Source organism: Acinetobacter sp. DMC2 (assembly GCF_056314305.1).
This window is the reverse complement of sequence record NZ_JBQUYP010000006.1, coordinates 343934-361607: the sequence shown is the minus strand read 5'-3', so window position 1 is coordinate 361607 and position 17674 is coordinate 343934. Positions and strand designations below refer to the sequence as shown.

The 17674-nt window shown below is 40.3% G+C and carries 16 protein-coding genes; 11 read left to right on the top strand and 5 right to left on the bottom strand.

Going from position 1 to position 17674, the window contains the following annotated elements; translation table 11 throughout:
* Positions 1-7: 7 nt before the first annotated feature.
* The 4 genes from ACT53H_RS15045 to ACT53H_RS15030 all read right to left on the bottom strand — a co-directional run bounded on the left by ACT53H_RS15045 (position 8) and on the right by ACT53H_RS15030 (position 4150).
* The gene (locus tag ACT53H_RS15045; protein WP_228142588.1) at positions 8-1183 is read right to left on the bottom strand and encodes an MFS transporter; all 1176 of its coding nucleotides are present in this window, start codon (positions 1181-1183) and stop codon (positions 8-10) included.
* Positions 1184-1262: 79 nt separating this feature from the next.
* Positions 1263-2273, bottom strand: coding sequence for a carbon-nitrogen hydrolase family protein (locus ACT53H_RS15040; RefSeq protein ID WP_103236661.1), 1011 nt, complete (start codon positions 2271-2273; stop codon positions 1263-1265).
* Positions 2274-2659: 386 nt separating this feature from the next.
* Positions 2660-3436, bottom strand: coding sequence for an alpha/beta fold hydrolase (locus ACT53H_RS15035; protein WP_476009547.1), 777 nt, complete (start codon positions 3434-3436; stop codon positions 2660-2662).
* A 72-nt stretch (positions 3437-3508) separates the two neighbouring features.
* Positions 3509-4150 (bottom strand): DsbA family protein, encoded by a 642-nt coding sequence (locus tag ACT53H_RS15030; RefSeq protein ID WP_476009546.1) that lies wholly within the window; start codon positions 4148-4150, stop codon positions 3509-3511.
* Between the two features lie 146 nt (positions 4151-4296).
* Here ACT53H_RS15030 and ACT53H_RS15025 point away from each other — a divergent pair, with 146 nt between their 5' ends.
* Entirely contained in the window at positions 4297-5205 is a 909-nt protein-coding gene (locus ACT53H_RS15025; RefSeq protein WP_005131641.1) for a LysR family transcriptional regulator, read from the top strand.
* On the opposite strand, the gene ACT53H_RS15020 is transcribed toward ACT53H_RS15025, so the two are convergent.
* Positions 5202-7136, bottom strand: coding sequence for a sigma 54-interacting transcriptional regulator (locus tag ACT53H_RS15020; RefSeq protein ID WP_476009545.1), 1935 nt, complete (start codon positions 7134-7136; stop codon positions 5202-5204). The genes ACT53H_RS15025 and ACT53H_RS15020 overlap by 4 nt on opposite strands.
* 215 nt (positions 7137-7351) lie before the next feature.
* Here ACT53H_RS15020 and ACT53H_RS15015 point away from each other — a divergent pair, with 215 nt between their 5' ends.
* From ACT53H_RS15015 to ACT53H_RS14970, 10 genes are all read left to right on the top strand, one after another.
* The gene (locus tag ACT53H_RS15015; protein WP_004942753.1) at positions 7352-7834 is read left to right on the top strand and encodes an MSMEG_0572/Sll0783 family nitrogen starvation response protein; all 483 of its coding nucleotides are present in this window, start codon (positions 7352-7354) and stop codon (positions 7832-7834) included.
* Positions 7835-7861: 27 nt separating this feature from the next.
* Positions 7862-8854: a Nit6803 family nitrilase gene (locus ACT53H_RS15010; protein ID WP_476009544.1), complete on the top strand. Its 993-nt coding sequence runs from the start codon at positions 7862-7864 to the stop codon at positions 8852-8854.
* 36 nt (positions 8855-8890) lie between these two features.
* Positions 8891-9970 carry an MSMEG_0568 family radical SAM protein gene (locus tag ACT53H_RS15005; protein ID WP_068614558.1) on the top strand — a complete coding sequence of 360 codons (1080 nt, stop codon included), beginning with the start codon at positions 8891-8893 and terminating at the stop codon, positions 9968-9970.
* 9 nt (positions 9971-9979) lie between these two features.
* Positions 9980-10543 (top strand): MSMEG_0567/Sll0786 family nitrogen starvation N-acetyltransferase, encoded by a 564-nt coding sequence (locus ACT53H_RS15000; RefSeq protein WP_195858437.1) that lies wholly within the window; start codon positions 9980-9982, stop codon positions 10541-10543.
* Positions 10540-11586, top strand: a complete 1047-nt coding sequence (locus ACT53H_RS14995; protein WP_476009543.1) for a sll0787 family AIR synthase-like protein — start codon at positions 10540-10542, stop codon at positions 11584-11586. Before ACT53H_RS15000 ends, ACT53H_RS14995 begins: the two co-directional genes overlap by 4 nt.
* Positions 11579-11869: an MSMEG_0570 family nitrogen starvation response protein gene (locus tag ACT53H_RS14990; protein WP_005131648.1), complete on the top strand. Its 291-nt coding sequence runs from the start codon at positions 11579-11581 to the stop codon at positions 11867-11869. The genes ACT53H_RS14995 and ACT53H_RS14990 overlap by 8 nt, the downstream gene beginning before the upstream one ends.
* Positions 11870-11879: 10 nt before the next feature.
* The gene (locus ACT53H_RS14985; protein WP_320540464.1) at positions 11880-13190 is read left to right on the top strand and encodes an MSMEG_0569 family flavin-dependent oxidoreductase; all 1311 of its coding nucleotides are present in this window, start codon (positions 11880-11882) and stop codon (positions 13188-13190) included.
* A 261-nt stretch (positions 13191-13451) separates the two neighbouring features.
* Positions 13452-14633, top strand: a complete 1182-nt coding sequence (gene pobA, locus ACT53H_RS14980) for a 4-hydroxybenzoate 3-monooxygenase (RefSeq protein WP_320540463.1) — start codon at positions 13452-13454, stop codon at positions 14631-14633.
* A gap of 96 nt (positions 14634-14729) precedes the next feature.
* On the top strand, positions 14730-16214 hold the full coding sequence (locus ACT53H_RS14975) for an aldehyde dehydrogenase family protein (RefSeq protein ID WP_081409481.1): 1485 nt from the start codon (positions 14730-14732) through the stop codon (positions 16212-16214).
* Positions 16215-16375: 161 nt separating this feature from the next.
* Positions 16376-17491: an NAD(P)-dependent alcohol dehydrogenase gene (locus tag ACT53H_RS14970; protein WP_004942770.1), complete on the top strand. Its 1116-nt coding sequence runs from the start codon at positions 16376-16378 to the stop codon at positions 17489-17491.
* The last annotated feature ends 183 nt before the right edge of the window (positions 17492-17674 follow it).

Here is a 17674-nt window from a genome sequence, read left to right as displayed (position 1 = left end):
ACAGCTTTTATCCATTCAACTGAATTTGTTGTAGTCGGCGAGGGGCAGTTTCTTTCAGTAAAATGCCGATGAAAGCACATGCTAATGACACACCGCCGACGATCAACATTGGACCTTTCAGACCTATTTGGTCAGCTATACCACCAGCAACAATTGGCATGAGCACACCACCAATGAGTTCACTAATAGCTGTTGGTACACCTACTGCAGCACCAATCATGTTTGGTGGGACTGATTCTCCAGGAATAATTGCGAGAAAAAGTGGGGCTAGACTAAAGCCAAAAATACCGGCAACAAAAAGGATGGAAAACATGGCAATAGATGTTTGTGTATAAAACACGAATGCAAGCATGAGCATGCCATAAACGGCGGAACAGGTAACAAGGACAGTACGTCGTCCGATATAATCTGAAATTGCAGGACCAGCAATCATACCTATAAAACCACCAAATCCCCATCCAGAAACAATCAAACCAGCTGTAGATAACGGCAAAGATTTTACCTGAGTGAGATACAAGGTAATAAAAGTTGAAAAAACAAAGAGTCCAGTCTGAAATAATGAGCCAATTAGAGTTGTCAGCCAAATATTACGATAACTGAAAACCTGCCAAATGTTTTTTTTCGGGAGGTTTTGTGAAGCGTGATGTGTAATAGGGGACGCTTTCATAGACTTCATTAACCAGTAAGTGATAATGAAACCAGGAATACCTAAAATGAAGAAAACCCAGTGCCAAGACATGTGTCCACTCATTTGAGTCGCAATAATTGGCCCGAATCCAATACCTAGCAAAGGGAAGAATGATTGATGTATACCAAGATTCAGTCCTTTCTTCTCAGGCCGAGAGAAATCGGATATTGCAGCCACACTACTACTGAATACGCCACCTTCTCCAACACCAAGAAGTCCTCGCACTATCAACATCTCACCAAAGCTTTTGACGACACCAGTAAAGCAAGTCATCAGTGAAAAAAATGCTGATGAAAAAATCAATACCTTTTTTCTGCCAACGGTATCTGACAGATTACCCAATCCCCATGACGAGATCGCCCAAGTCAGGGCGAGTACAGATGCGATAGCACCAGCTTGTAAGTTATTAAGATTCAACGCAGGTATCAATATAGGGAACAGATAAACTACTACTAATCGATCCAGCCCCACAACTCCGAAAAGTAGGGCTAGCATTATTACCATCCGTTTTTCGTAACGGATATCTTCAGGCGAAAATTTACTCATTATTTTATCCTCTTAATTATATTTCTAATTAGGCTTCTTCATCTTCTGAAGAGATTATGATTCCATTATCGAATAGGGGTACTTCATTCCGTTGTACAGGTCGTAAAGACTGATTATTAAAAATTAAGCGCGTAACATCATTTCGAGAATAGTGGCCAACTGGATCACCTGCTACTTTGGCGATTGTTATAGCATCGAGATGTATATCAGCATAAAGAATGCCTTCTTCGTCTTCGTTGAGTGGATGAACAAGGGATGCGCCATCAGGACCATAGATGCGAGTAAAACCACCACCGATTTTAAGCAGTTCTCGTTGTTCATCGCTTGAGCATAGAAGATCGATTGTGTCCTGTGAAACAGTTGCACATGGAGCAATTACATAGCACTGACCCTCGACAGCATAGGTACGTGAAACAGCTGTATTAACTTCTCCACCGATTGCTGGCGTGACTTCAGTATAAAGAGAGAAGCCTGGCCATGCCGCCACATGAATTTGCTCGTGTTGGCTGTACATGGCAAATTTTGTCAAGGGTTGAATATGCTCCCAACAACATAGAGCACCTAATTTACCAATTGACGTGTCGTGTACAGCAATATCACTACCGTCACCTTCACCGAAAACCAGACGTTCAGCCAGTGTAGGTTTAAGCTTGCGGCGAGTCGCAAGAGTTTTACCACTTTCATCAATAATCGCCTGTGACATATACAAGCTTCCGTTATCTTTCTCCGTAAACCCCATAACAACTTGAATCTGGTTATCAGAAGCTGCCTTCTCAAGCCTCTGATATTGTTCACTTCCAACGATAAGTGCCTGTTTATGGTAGTCATTCATAAATTGCATTGCCCATGCTGGAGTACCAAGCCAGACAAACCATGGATAGCCTGGAAGAAAATTTTCAGGGAAAGCAACCAGACGTGCGCCGTTCTTCGCAGCTTCAGTAATTAGATCTATCGCTTTATCAATGCTGGCATTTAGATCCATATAGATAGGTGAAGCCTGAACTGCGGCAACGCGGGAGGAATGAAAATTTGTATTCATACTGAATTCCATGTAATTGAGATATTTTCTCTATCATTAGATAAATTCAGTGCATGGAGTGAACTCTACTTCCTGCTTGTTTTAACCTCAGTTATAACGAGGGCAAATTATTCGTTATTGCGAATAATAAGAGCTTAATGAACCGGATTTTTAGCTTAAATCAGAGAACGAATAGAATTATTAATGTATTGAAAGACTGACTATTTTATTTCTAAAATTAATTGTAACTTATTGTCTTATATGAAAAATATAATTTTAATTGAAGAGTCGATTTAAATCATCTAATTTATTTCTATCATCTTGAGTGCTTGAAAACCCATTTATTGCTCAAATAAATGGGTTGAATATTACTTATTGGCTCAAATAAACTCACTGTAGTTAAATTTTTAAGAAAAATTAGAAGTTTGCAATAATATTCTAACTAAGTTCTCTGGTTGGGAAATGAAAGGTTCATGACCACTATCTAATGTTTGGATATCATCTATATTGGCACGACTTGCCATCAGAAGTTGTAATTCTGATGAAACCGCATTGTCACGGGTACAATGAATATAGGTTTTGGGTAATATTATGAAACCTTCACTCAATGTAACAGGGGTCACGACGGGCGTAATGGGTTGAGGCCGAAATTTTGGTAAAAAATGTTGGACAATTTGTGGTGAACAGTCATTAAAAAATGTACTGGCAATACTGTCGGGTAATAGGCGAGAAGCAAGTCCTGCATCAACCAATTCCACTTTAGGCCCACTCCCTGAAAGAGCATGGCCTTCTTTTGCCAGAGCAGCTACAGATTCACTAGAACGAGGTAAAAAGGCACATACATAAACGAGCTGATGAAACAGATTCGGTGCTGCGGATGCAGCAGCCGTAATAGCGGCGCCGCCCATACTATGTCCGACAAGAATTAATGGGCCTAAGGGCATTGATTTCGCTTGTGAGATAATCGCTTGTACATAAGTATCTAGTGTTACATTGGATATTGGTGTTTGATCAGTTCCACTACCGGGTAGATCAAAAGCACGTGCAAAAATGCCTTGAGTTGTTAATTGTTGGATCACCTCATCCCACACCCAAGCGCCTTGCCAAGCCCCATGAACGAAAAGAAAATTGGGTTTACTTTTTTGTTCTGACAAATGTTGAGCTTGGTCTTTATTTTGTTGCATGAGTTTTACCTTTTAACACTAAGATGAATTAGGGAATTGCTATGAGTGCGATGCGTGTCTAAGTCCGGTAATTTATGCCAATAAATTATCGAGTTTGTTATTGAGTGTTTGTAAAGTCGAACCTGTTGCAGGCAATTGATGTACCTTATCGCCATCAACAAACAACAAAGTTGGAAAAGAGGATACGCCTAGCGCTCGACTCATTGCAAAATCAGCCAAAGCTTGCTTTTGCCCAGATCCATTTTTTAAATCCAGTAATACGGCATTTTTATCCAGTCCACCAGCAGTTGCAATATCCGTGATGGTGGTGTGGTCAGATAGACTCAAACCACGAATATAAAAAGCATGTTGTAGCTCATGTGCCCAATGTATGGCTTTGTCTGGGGCATGATCTCGAAGTACAGCGAATGCAATACCTGCATCTAATGAATTTAAAATCATTGAGCCATCATTTAACAAAGTATCATATTCTTCACCAAAAACTGCGCCAGTCAAACTGATAATTCGCTTGTTTGCCTCAGGAATATGAGGATAGTTCGAGATAGGTTGAGCATGATCCCCAACAAAAAGTCCGCCCGAAATAGCAGTGAATGCAATACGGTGTCGATTGGCTGCCTCAAATGCTTGCAGTTGTTTAGAGAAACCCCAACACCATCCGCAATAGGCATCCATGACGTAGACAATAGATTGAGATGGGAGATTAAATGGGTTCATCGATACATCCTTTAGAAATGGGTTTTGATGAATGATTGACTCTATTTGTTAGAGGTATTCATTGAACGTTCAAGAATTGTATTGATGACTAAAACAAAGATATACTCTTTAAAAGTTAAATCATTGTTTACTAAATCGAGCAAATCATGGATCGTTTGACGTCGATACGCGTTTTTGTAGAAACTGTTGATCGAGGTACCATTAGTGCAGCGGCAAATGCTTTAGATATGTCACGTGCGATGGCAACACGCTATTTAGAACATTTAGAAGAATGGTTAGGAGTTCGATTACTGCACCGAACCACAAGAAAACTTTCGTTGAGTGAAGCTGGTGAAAAATTCTTAAAAAATTTCAGAGAAATGTTGGTCTTGACTGAGGATATTGTACTTCAGGCGGCACAGGGTGGCGAAGTTCAAGGGAAGCTACGTGTTACTTCTACACCATCCTTTACACAGGCTCAGCTCATGACGGCAATAGTCGATTTCCAAGCGCATTATCCTAAAGTTGAAATTGAGATGATGATGCTTGATGGTACAGTCGATTTAGTTGAAGATCGTATTGATTTAGCAATTCGACTCAGTAATCGAATAGAAGAAGGTTTAATTGCACGGCATTTGGCAGTCTGCCATTCGGTGATATGTGCTTCACCAGCTTATCTTACTCGTATGGGGAAACCCCAGACGCCACAAGACTTGACAACACATCATGCGATTATTCACAGTACAAGATATTCTTCTTTTGATTTGTGGTTAGGCGAACAGCTAACGACAGTCGCTGTATCGTCTAAGTTGACAGCCAATGAAACATCTATCGTGCTTGCAGGTGCTTTAGCTGGTGCGGGGATTGCCATGCTGCCAACTTATTATATTGGCAAAGAACTTGCCAATGGCGAGTTGGAAGTCCTTTTACCTCAATATCAATTAGAGCCTTTAAATATCCAAGCGATTTATTTATCACGTCGTCATCAGCCTTTAGCGCTACGTTTACTGATTGATTTTTTGGCCGAAAGATTTGGTGGTGATATTGCTCCTTGGGATATGAAACACTTGAATTAATAATTAATTTCAAGTTTTTTCAATTTTGAGATCAATGTCGTCGGATTTATTCCCAATAGCTTAGCTGCACCATCTTCCCCAAAAATTTTTCCTTCACATTGCTGTACGGCAGTTGTGAGATTTTGCACTTCTAAATCTTTCAGTTGTTGTACGGTTAACACTTGATTTGCAAGTTGAGCCTGCTTTTCTTGTGCTGTAATGGCTTTGCTTTGCGGGTGTTCTTCAAGTAAATATTGGAACGATACCATGCCTTGTTTAGCAGTAATCATGGCTCGCTCAATCACATTTTGTAGCTCACGGATATTACCCGGCCAGTCATATTGCTGTAGTTCCAAAATATGTTTTTGAGAAAATGGTAAGTATTGCACTTTTCGCTGTTCACTAATCAGCTTGGTAAAATGGCTGACCAATAACGGGATATCTTCTTTACGATCTCGTAATGCAGGAGAGTAAATTGGGAAAACATTCAGGCGGAAATACAAGTCTTCACGGAAATGTTTGAGCTTTACTTCTTCTTTTAAATTACGGTTAGTTGCGGCAATAATCCGAACATCGACATGACGGGTTTTTTCTTCACCAACACGTTCAAAGGTGCCTTCTTGCAACACCCTCAGTAATTTACTTTGCAGCTCCAGTGGAATTTCACCAATTTCATCTAAAAACAAAGTACCTTGGTCTGCTAGTTCAAAACGTCCAGCCCGATCACGTATCGCTCCAGTAAATGCTCCTTTGACATGCCCGAAAAATTCACTTTCAAATAGTTCTGATGGAATCGCAGCACAATTAACCCGTATCAATGGGTATTGTTTACGGTGACTAGATTGGTGAATAGCGCGTGCGATTAACTCTTTACCTGTACCAGATTCACCATAAATCATTACATTGGCATCGGTAGGGGCAACTACTTTGATTTTTTCAATAATTTGTAATATAGATGAGCTATTTCCGACAATTTCATGATATTGATTTTCTTGTAAAATTTCTTCTTGCAGATATTCATTTTGCTGCTCAAGGCGACTTTTTAACTCTTGTAATTCACCTAGTGCATGGGTGAGTTGTTTTTCAGTATTGAGACGGTCACTGATATCCCTAAATACCACCACTGCACCAATAATTTCACTGTCACGAATAATAGGAGTGCTGGTAAATTCTACTGGAAAATAACTACCATCACGCCGCCAAAAAATTTCCTGTATTCCTTCATGTACCACTCCATCGTGAACCGCTGCATAAATTGGGCAGTCTTCAACAGGATAGTGTTCACCATTTTCATGAGTATGATGGTGAATTTTGTGAATATTTTTACCAAGTACATTCTCAGGTTGTAGCCCTAGCATTTTTGCACCAACAGGATTTATGAAAGTACATAAGCCTTGTTGATTGATACTGTAAATACCATCTCCTACGGAGCTAAGTAATAAATGTTTACCAGTATCGGAGTCGATAAAAAGTTCTTGCAGTGCTTGCCATTCCTTAATTCCAGCACGAATCATTTTGTCAGCATTTTTATTCAGTTGGCGTAGTTCAAGATCTTTGACATCAACCAATGACCAGATCAATAAAGTTTTATTTTTATAGGGAATGGAAACAGAACTGATATCCAGCTGAATTTTTTCACCATTTTTATCGAAGGCATACATTTCATTATTCCATGCAAATCCTTTATCTAATGTCTCTTCTGTAAATGCCATTAAGTGAGGAAGTTGACTGAAATGTCCGAAGATTGATGTAACAGTTTTTTGGATCAATTCATGACGTTCATAGCGCAGCAACCGTGTTGCACTGATATTGACATCGACAAACTGGTTTTGATGTGGGTCCAATATCAGTAAAGCCTGTGAGGTATGTTCGAAGGCCAATGGTCGTATCGAATTCTCAGAAGTCACCCAGTCTGAAATAAAATCGCTATTGTTCATGCTATGAAATTTCATATTTTTGACTATGAAATTTCATATTACTACGAAAAATCATAATCATCTAGTGTTTTATTTTTAAGCAATAAAAAACTTTTTATAAAAATTAATTTTTATATTTCAATGTTTTAAAAATAAATTTCAAATAAAAACTAAACTTGGCACAGCTCTCGCAATAACTCTATCAAACCAAACACTGGTTGATTGCAAATAGCATTATACGAGGAGCTGCTATGCCAAAAGTTGATATTGAACAATACAAAGATGGTGATTTTCTTGTCGATTATGAAGAAAAGGTCTTTGAGGATGTAAAAGCGCAGCCGGGCGAAAAAGCTTTAGTGACTTTTCATACCATGGCTTTTGAAGGGTCAATTGGTTTGGTCAATGTGCTGCAAGCTAAACGCTTATTACGCAAAGGTTTTGAAACCAAAATTTTGCTTTATGGACCAGGTGTGCAATTGGGGGTGCAACGTGGTTTCCCAACTCTCGGTGCGGAAGCTTTTCCGGGACATTTGGCTGTGAATAATCAGTTAAAAGCTTTTATGGAAGAAGGTGGTGAAGTGTATGCCTGCCGTTTCGCATTGCAAGCTTTATATGGCCAAACTGAAAAAGCATTGATTGCTGGTATTCGCCCAATCAATCCTTTGGATGTGATGGATTTGAAATTGTTAATGCGCCGTGACAATGCGTTGATCATTGACACTTGGACTGTTTAAAAGCTTGAGAAGAAAGGGGAATAAGTCATGAGTCGAATCGTTAAAGCTGCCGCAGTGCAATGTAGTCCGGTGTTATACAGCCAAAAAGCCACGGTGCAAAAAGTCTGTGACATTATTTTGGAGTTGGGCAAACAAGGTGTGCAGTTTGCAGTTTTTCCTGAAACAGTAGTGCCTTATTACCCTTATTTTTCTTTTGTGCAACCGCCATTTGCGATGGGCAAAGAACATCTTAAATTGCTCAATGAATCGGTCATCGTGCCATCAGAAGCGACTTTTGCCATTGGACAGGCTTGTCGAGACGCCAATATGGTGGTGTCAATTGGGATTAACGAACGTGCAGGCGGCACAATTTATAACGCACAGTTGTTGTTTGATGTGGATGGTTCGATTATTCAGCACCGTCGCAAAATCACGCCGACTTATCATGAACGCATGGTATGGGGACAAGGCGATGGTAGTGGTTTACGTGCTATTGATTCAGCTGTTGGACGCATTGGTTCATTGGCGTGTTGGGAACATTACAACCCATTGGCGCGTTTTGCCTTGATGGCAGATGGTGAGCAAATTCATACTGCCATGTTCCCCGGTTCATTGGTCGGTCAGGTGTTTGCCGATCAGATTAGTGCCACTATTCAACATCATGCCTTAGAGTCGGGTTGTTTTGTGGTCAATGCTACCGCGTGGTTACACCCTGAGCAACAGCAGCAAATTATGCAAGATACAGGTTGTGAGTTAGCTCCAATCTCTGGTGGTTGCTTTACTGCCATTGTTTCACCCGAAGGTAAATTTTTAGCACCGCCAATTACACAAGGTGAAGGCTATTGCATTGCCGATCTTGATTTTAGCTTGATTGATAAACGTAAACGCATGATGGATTCAGTTGGGCATTACAGCCGCCCAGAGTTGTTAAGTGTGTTGATTGACCGTCGTCCAACACAGGTGTTGCACGAACTGAAAGTTGAAACCTCAGATCAGGCACATCTAGAAAAACTTTCCAGATTTAACGAAGAACAGGTTTAAGCCGTAGCAAGCCAATAGCGAAGATAGGGGGCGAGTATGTCTGCAATACAACTGTTGACCGATTTGCAATGTAACGGTCTGAAATGGGAAGGTGAGTTTGGTCTATCTCGTAAGGGCGGTGCAGGGCCAAGCGATCATAAGGCTTTGAGTCTCGATGGGCAGACCATGATGATTCCTATACTAAATTTGGCTGCGCAAGAGTCGCCTTATAGTGCCCAAGTAGAACCTGATTCGGATAAGGTCATTATTTTTAAGAACCGTATTCCTGTGGCGACTTTAACTGCGCCATCTCGCCCACGGTTTTACGATTTACAAACGGCTGAGGGTATTTCATACGAGCAAATTGCCACCTTGCACAGCCATGATGTGTTAGCCACCACGGTTTTACAGCATTGCATCCGTATGAACGATAAAAGCACCGCATGTCAGTTTTGCTCGATTGATCAATCGCTCAAAGGAGGACGAACACTGATTCGGAAACGCCCTGAGCAGTTGGCAGAAGTAGCTAAAGCTGCGGTAGAACTTGATGGTGTAAAACAAATGGTGATTACCACAGGTACACCCAATACCCCTGATCGTGGCGCAGAAATTCTATATGACAGTGTGAAAGCTATTCGTACTGAAGTGGATTTGCCGATACAGGTGCAATGTGAACCACCTGATGATTTTGCATGGTTTCAAAAACTTAAAGATGTGGGTGCAGTATCTATTGGTATGCACCTTGAAGCGGTGAGTGATCGGGTACGTCATCAAATTATGCCGGGCAAAGCTGAAGTGTCCTTAGACACCTATTTTTCAGCCTTTAAAGCAGCAGTTGCAGTGTTTGGGCGTGGTCAGGTCAGCACCTACATTTTGGCAGGCTTGGGCGACACCGAACAAGAAATCATCGAGATGACTGGCAAACTGACTGAAATGGGTGTGTATCCCTTTGTAGTGCCTTTCGTGCCAATTGCGGGAACAGCGCTGGAGCATCATGCCAAACCTGATCAAGCCTTTATGCAATCGCTTTATCCAAAAATTGGGCAGCAACTACGCCAACAGGGCTTGAACTCGGAAGATACCCAAGCCGGTTGTGCCAAGTGTGGGGCATGTTCCTCACTGAAAGCCTACGAGTAGGAGGTCATGATGGAACTTTCACATTATCCATGGTTGCTTGAACTGAATGAAGAACTGAAACAGTTTGTGAGCGATGACATCATCATCAAAGTGGTCTCGGAAGATTGGGAACGTCGTCAATATTACCGACTCCGTGAAGCCACCTTTCGTGATGAACAAAAGATTTTAAAAGAAGATCGTGATGAATACGATTTCAATGCTTTAGGCATTGTCGCCATTGGAAATATGTTTGGAGAACATGATCGTGTGGTGGGCGCAGTACGTATTTTCCCCGATGGCAAAAATACATGGTGGGGTGGGCGCTTATGTGTCGAGCCTTTGTATCGCCACCATCATGCTATTGGTAAAGCTTTAATTAATGCCGCCGTAACCACCGCGAAAAATTTAGGCTGTCAGACATTTTTAGCAACCGTACAGCAGCAGAATGAACGCTATTTCCAAAAACTGTGCTGGGACAGTATGCGTGAGTTACAGGTGGCTGATATTCCACATGTCTTAATGCAGGCACAAATTAAACGCTATCCGCTACAACACGTGTCTATGCAGGCCTATATGCAAAAAGAGGTGGGATGATGTCACTTAATCAACTGCTTGAATTTTTACGGCATACCCCCGCAATGCTCTCTAAACAGGCAATTGCCGAAAGCGTGTCTATGCCCAATGTCGAGGGTGTAAACACCTTGCAAGCGCTGTATGCCTATCCCGGAGATGACACAGCAGCCGTTGTCTTACAAGATCAATATTTGTTGCATGCCTGTGAGGGAATGTTGCCGAGTTTTGTTGCCAATTATCCTTATTTTGCAGGCTGGTCGGCAGTTATGGCGAATGTCAGTGATATTGCTGCAATGGGCGGACAGGCATTGTCGGTAGTGAACAGCATTTGGCATCGTGACGCGGAACAAGCGCAACTGTTAATGCAAGGTATGCAAGATGCCTGTGCTGCGTATGGTGTGGCGTTGGTGGGTGGGCATAGCAATATTGGCATGCAGTATCAACCGACATTGTCGGTGGCAATTCAGGGTACGGCACAAAAATTATTGTCGATTTTGCATGTCAAACCGCAACAGAAAATTTTGATTGCTCTCAATTTACATGGGCAATTTCACCCTAACACGGTGTATTGGAAATGCTTTGAACGTATCTCAGGACGTATTTTGCAGGCGCAATTGGCCGTGCTACCACAACTGGCGGAACAAGGTTTGGCCCACGCTGCACGTGATATTAGCAATGCAGGTATTTTTGGCAGTTTATTGATGCTACTCGAAGCCACTGGAAGTGGTGCAAACATTGATCTTGACAGTATTCCAAAACCAGATGGGGTGGATTGGCAAACATGGCTGCAAATTTTCCCCAGCTACGGCTTTTTACTGACTGCCGATGAAGATGAATGCCAAGACATGATTGAACTGTTTGAAAGTCAGGACATTTGCTGCGCCGTGATTGGCGAAAGCAATGCCACTGGAAAAATTCAGATTTACCATGAAGCACACAGTGCCTGCTTTTGGGATTTTCAGCAACAACGATTTACTGGCTTTGATTATGCCGACATTTTAAAAAAGTTAATGGCTCAGTCGAGTGCGATTGAGCCGAGGAATCAGGAGGCCAAGTATGCCTAGTGTCAATTTTACCGTGAAATGGCCCAATGGTGAGCATGTGCAATATTACTCACCCTCCACCGTGATTTATGACTATCTGGTGGCGGGAGAAAGTTATCCCGCAGCACATTTTTTAAAGCAGGCTGAGAATGGTTTGAATGCTGCTTCGGAGAGAGTCAGAGCACGTTACGGTTTTGCTTGTAGCTCAGCAATGGATAGTTTAGCCACCATTAAACGGCAAGCTCAAATTTTTGCCGTACAAGCAGATGAACAAATCGAAATTACTGAAATGAGCAAAGAATAAGGGGAACAAAATGTTAACGTTAAATATTCAAGCACAGGAATTACAGTCGAATTATGATGTTGTGATTGTTGGTGGGGGACAGGCAGGATTATGTATTAGTCACTACCTCCAAAAAGCGGGTATTGATCATGTGGTTCTGGAAAAAGAATCAGAATTGACACATGCGTGGCGCCAAAAGCGATGGGATAATTTTACTCTTGTAACTCCAAATTGGCAGTGTTTACTTCCTGATCATCCTTATAATGGTAATGATCCCGATGGTTTTATGAAGAAAAATGAAATCGTTGAATATTTAGATAGTTTTATTGAAAAGCTGAATCCTCCGGCACTGTTAAATGTACAGGTGAAACATGTTGCCAAAGTTGCACCCCAACAATTTGAAATTGAAACTAATTTAGGAAAAACTACGGCTAAGCAATTGGTAGTAGCAGCTGGTGGTTATCACACGCCGATTTATCCAAAACTCAGTGAGGCTTTGCCTGAAAATGTGTTGGTGATACATTCGGAGCAATATTTTAATGTTGATCAACTTCCTGAAGGCAATGTATTGGTTGTTGGTTCGGGTCAGTCCGGTGCACAAATTGCTGAGGACATTCATCTGGCTGGTAAAAAGGTTTATCTTTCAACAGGAGATGCACCGCGATGTGCGCGTTTCTATCGTGGTAAAGATGTAGTGACATGGTTATTTGAAATGGGTTACTACGAAACTACGGTAAAAGACCATCGTTATAGCGAAGAAGTACGTAATAGTACTAATCATTATGTGACTGGGCGTGATGGCGGGCGTGACATTGACTTACGAAAATTTGCTTTAGAAGGGATGCAATTGCTTGGACGTTTTGACGACTTTCAAAACGGGCAGTTGATTTTCCGTCCTGATTTAAACCAAAATTTGGATATGGCAGACGCAACTTATAACCGCATTAATGCCTCTATAGATGATTATATAGCAAAGAACAGTGTAACAACTGATGAGCCGGCATCGGTTTATCAACCCCTTTGGATACCTGAGCAAGAAATTACTCATATTGATTTAGCTGCTGAAAATATTACCTCTATTATTTGGTGTATTGGCTTTAGACCAGATTATTCCTGGATAGAATTAGATATTTTCCAAAGTAATGGTTATCCAATGCATGATCGTGGTATTACCGTTGACTCTGATGTGTGCTTTATTGGTTTACCATGGTTGAATACTTGGGGGTCTGGTCGTTTTATGGATGTAGGGAAAGATGCGAAATATATTGTTGATCATATTAAAAACAATACAAAATTTTTAAAGAAGAAGGATGTTGAACCATACCTTGAAAATTGCCCTTAATTTATTAATTTTATGAAAACTAGAATAAAAAAGCCTATATATAGGCTTTTTTATTCTACTAAAACTATTTTTTTTAAAAATTATGTGCTTTATAACAAAGCAAAATTTATGGAATTAAAAGCCTTCCATATCTGGTTTTTTAATAATCATTTTGTCCGATATGCGGACATTGAAATCATTAATCGGTTTTTACTGAAATTTATCTATATCAAAAGTGCTCTAAAAAAAATAATTTATGGATCAGGATATGGAGAAAATGTGATGGAAAACTTAACTACACAAGTTGCAATTATTGGATCAGGCCCAGCAGGACTATTGCTTGGGCAACTTTTATATAAAGCTGGTATTTCACACATTATTATTGAGCAACGTAGCGCAGATTATGTTGCAGCACGTATTCGAGCAGGAATATTAGAGCAAGTCTCGGTTGATTTGTTACAACAGGCTGGGGTTGACGAAAATCTAAAAAAATTTGGAATACCTCATGAAGGAATTGAAATTCTAACTAATGGCTTGAAACATCGAGTAGATTTATCTGCTTTAACTCAAGGTAAACAAGTTACAGTATATGGTCAAACAGAAGTCACAAAAGACTTAATGCATGCCAGAGAAGCAGCAGATTTATGTACTTATTATGAGGCTCAAAATGTTCAAATTCATGATTTCGAGAAACAGCAACCATATGTAACTTTTCAGAAGAATGGCCAGTCTTTTCGTTTGACTTGTGATTTTATTGCAGGATGTGATGGTTATCACGGTGTGTGTCGAGCAAGCGTACCACAAGATAAAATTAAAACATTTGAAAAGGTTTATCCATTTGGCTGGTTAGGAGTACTAGCAGATGTACCACCTGTTTCAGATGAGTTGATTTATGTTCAGTCAGAACGCGGATTTGCTTTATGTAGTATGCGTTCAAAAACACGTAGTCGTTATTATTTACAAGTTCCTGTGACAGACCATGTAGAAGAATGGTCTGATGAAAGGTTTTGGAATGAATTAAAAAGTCGCCTTGATGAAGAAAGTTGCAATAATTTAGTGACAGGTGCTTCTATTGAAAAAAGCATCGCACCTTTACGTAGTTTTGTTACTGAACCGATGAGATTTGGAAAACTATTTCTGGCAGGAGATGCGGCACATATCGTACCGCCTACAGGGGCAAAAGGTTTAAATCTAGCTGCATCTGATATTGCCTATTTATCGAGTGCTTTAATTGAGTTCTATCAAAGAAATTCGACACAAGGCATCGATGAGTATTCTGAAAAATGTTTGAAACGTGTTTGGAAAGCAGAGCGCTTTTCATGGTGGATGACACATTTACTGCATCGTTTTGAAACTGAAACTGAATTCGATCATAAAATTAAGCAGGCTGAACTGAACTATATTTTAGATTCTAATGCTGGGCTTACGACATTGGCCGAAAATTATGTAGGTTTACCTTATTAGGATAAAGCTATACCTAAATATGAAGAAATCAGTGCAATACAAGAGCATAGTCGATCTTATTTCTTGCTAAAGAATAAGATGAGACGATATTAAACAATGAAGCAGATGGATTGCTTCTTTAAAAAGGGATATACCATGAGTTTAGCGCAGAGTTTTAACCAACAATTTATCAATGGACAATGGATTAAAGGTTCATCGAATAAAATTGTAACGAATACCAACCCTTATACTCATCAGCATATTGATGATATTCAAGGAGCAAGCCAACAAGATGTTGATGCAGCATATCAAGCTGCGCAATCAGCGTTTAAATCGTGGCAAAAAACCACTGTGAGTGAACGTCAAGCTCTGATTGAACGTATTATTGCGGTGATTACACAACATCGTGAATCTCTTGTAGATTGGTTAATAAATGAAGCTGGAAGTTCAAGACTCAAAGCGAATATTGAAGTAGATGCGGCACTTAAAATTTCTCAAGCATCTTTAAAATATGCGAATGCTGTAAATGAGGTAATTGATTTAAAACCTGCTCATGAGGGACAAGTTAGTCAAGTATTCCATAAGGCTTTAGGTGTAATTACAGTCATAAGTCCTTGGAATTTCCCTTTCCATTTGAGCATGCGTTCGGTGATTCCTGCAATTGCTCTGGGTAATACTATTGTACTTAAACCTGCAAGTGATACGCCTGTGACAGGTGGGTTGATTATTGCCAAAATTTTTGAATTGGCAAATGCACCTGCGGGTGTGTTGAATGTAATTGTCGGGGCAGGCAGTGAAATTGGCGACTATGTGGTTGAGCATGATACAAGCAAGTTTATTTCATTTACTGGTTCAACACAGATCGGCAAGCGAGTAGCTGAAAAAGCTATGTCTGCCAGACGGATTAAACGTGTTGGCTTAGAACTTGGAGGCAATGCTCCATTAGTAATTTTGGACGATGCTGATTTAGACCTTGCAGTGAATTTAACGGTAATGGGACGCTTTTTGCATCAAGGGCAAATTTGTATGAGTACCAATCGTGTCATCATTGATGAAAAGATTTATGATCAATACCTAGAAAAATTACGTCCTGCTTTGGCAAACATTAAAGTTGGTGATCCAGCCAATGAAGAGACTCTAGTTGGGCCAATTATTAACAATCAGCAAACTGACAATCTTCGCCGTATTATTCAGCAAGCACAAAATGAAGGCGCATCGTTATTCTTTGACGGTGGAATTGAGGGCAATTTGGTTGGACCTCATGTGTTTGTTAATGTCGAACCAGATTTTGCTGTGGCGAAAGAAGAAAGTTTTGGTCCAGTTCTGCCAATTTTAAAAGCACGTGATGAAGCTCATGCACTTGAACTTGCCAATGACACTGAATTTGGTTTATCGAGTGCGGTGTGTACTTCAAATCATGAACGTGGAGTGAAATTTGCATTGGGGATTGAAGCAGGTATGTCCCATATTAATGAGATTTCGGTTGCCGATCATCCTAACGCCCCATTTGGCGGTGAAAAGAACTCAGGTCTAGGCCGTTTCAATGATCAATGGATCGTTGAAGAATATACGACTACCCATTGGGTTACGGCGCAAAAATAAAACTTGGTATCTGATTAAGCTTAGATACATTTTGTTTTAGATGTTATTTCACTTGGAATCTATAGCATCCTATTTTTAGGGTGCTATTGGTTCAGACGAAAGGAAATGTGAATAAGACGCTTGTTTTTATAAAAATATAATCTGATACAGGATGTTGAGATATGACAAATTTTACTGAGATTACTGCAGCTGTGACCCAAAGCAAAGGTGCAGATTTTGAACTCAGGCAACTTCAGATTCGTGAACCCCAAGATGATGAGGTTTTGGTAAAAATCGTAGCAACAGGTATGTGTCATACCGATTTAATTGTTAGAGATCAATATTATCCTGTTCCTTTGCCAGCGGTATTAGGACATGAAGGGTCGGGAATTGTAGAAGCGATTGGTCCAAATGTGAAAGATTTAGCAATCGGTGATCATGTAGTTCTTAGTTATGGATATTGTGGGATTTGTGAGCAATGTGGCAGTGGGAATCCTGCATATTGTCAGGACTTTTTTGGTCGTAACTTTGGTGGCACTGATCCCGAAGGGAATTCTGCAATTTGTACACACGATCATCATAAAGTACATGACCATTTTTTTGGGCAATCTTCATTTGCAACCTATGCGATCAGCCGTGAAAATAATGCAGTAAAAGTCACTCAAGATGTGCCTTTAGAATTATTGGGCCCATTGGGCTGTGGAATACAGACAGGCGCAGGTGCAGTCATAAATGCATTAGGTGTTAGACCTGCCAGCAGCTTTGTGACATGGGGTGCAGGTGCCGTTGGATTAAGTGCATTGCTTGCTGCAAAAGTATGTGGAGCAACTACGATCATTGCTGTCGATATTGTGGAGTCCCGTTTAACGCTTGCAAAAGAACTAGGGGCAACACATGTTATTAATAGTAAAGTTCAAGACCCCATTGAAGCAATTAAGGAAATTACGCAAGGTGGTGTTCAATTTGCACTAGAATCTACAGGCCGTCCTGAAATTGTAAAACAGGGCATTGATGCGCTTGGAATTCTTGGCAAAATTGCAATTGTTGGTGCACCACCATTAGGGGTAACGGCAGCTTTTGATGTAAATGATTTACTGATTGGAGGTAAATCAATCATGGGAGTTGTAGAAGGAAATAGTGTTGCTAAACGCTTTATTCCAGAACTGGTTGCGTTATATCAGCAGGGTAAATTTCCATTTGATAAACTGATCAAATTTTATGACTTCAAAGATATTAATCAAGCAGCAATCGATAGCCAACAAGGTATAACACTCAAACCAATTTTAAAGATTGGTTAAATTTCAAAGGCCATAGCATTTATTTGATATGGCCTTTTTAAATTCCTATGAACCATAATTAATTTAAATTTCTTACAATTGAATATCACTATTTGAATAGTGATCGAACCAGATTTTTCTAAAGATATTCGTAAAATCTATCAGATCTTTATACGCATATATTTCGATAGTATATCTAAGCGT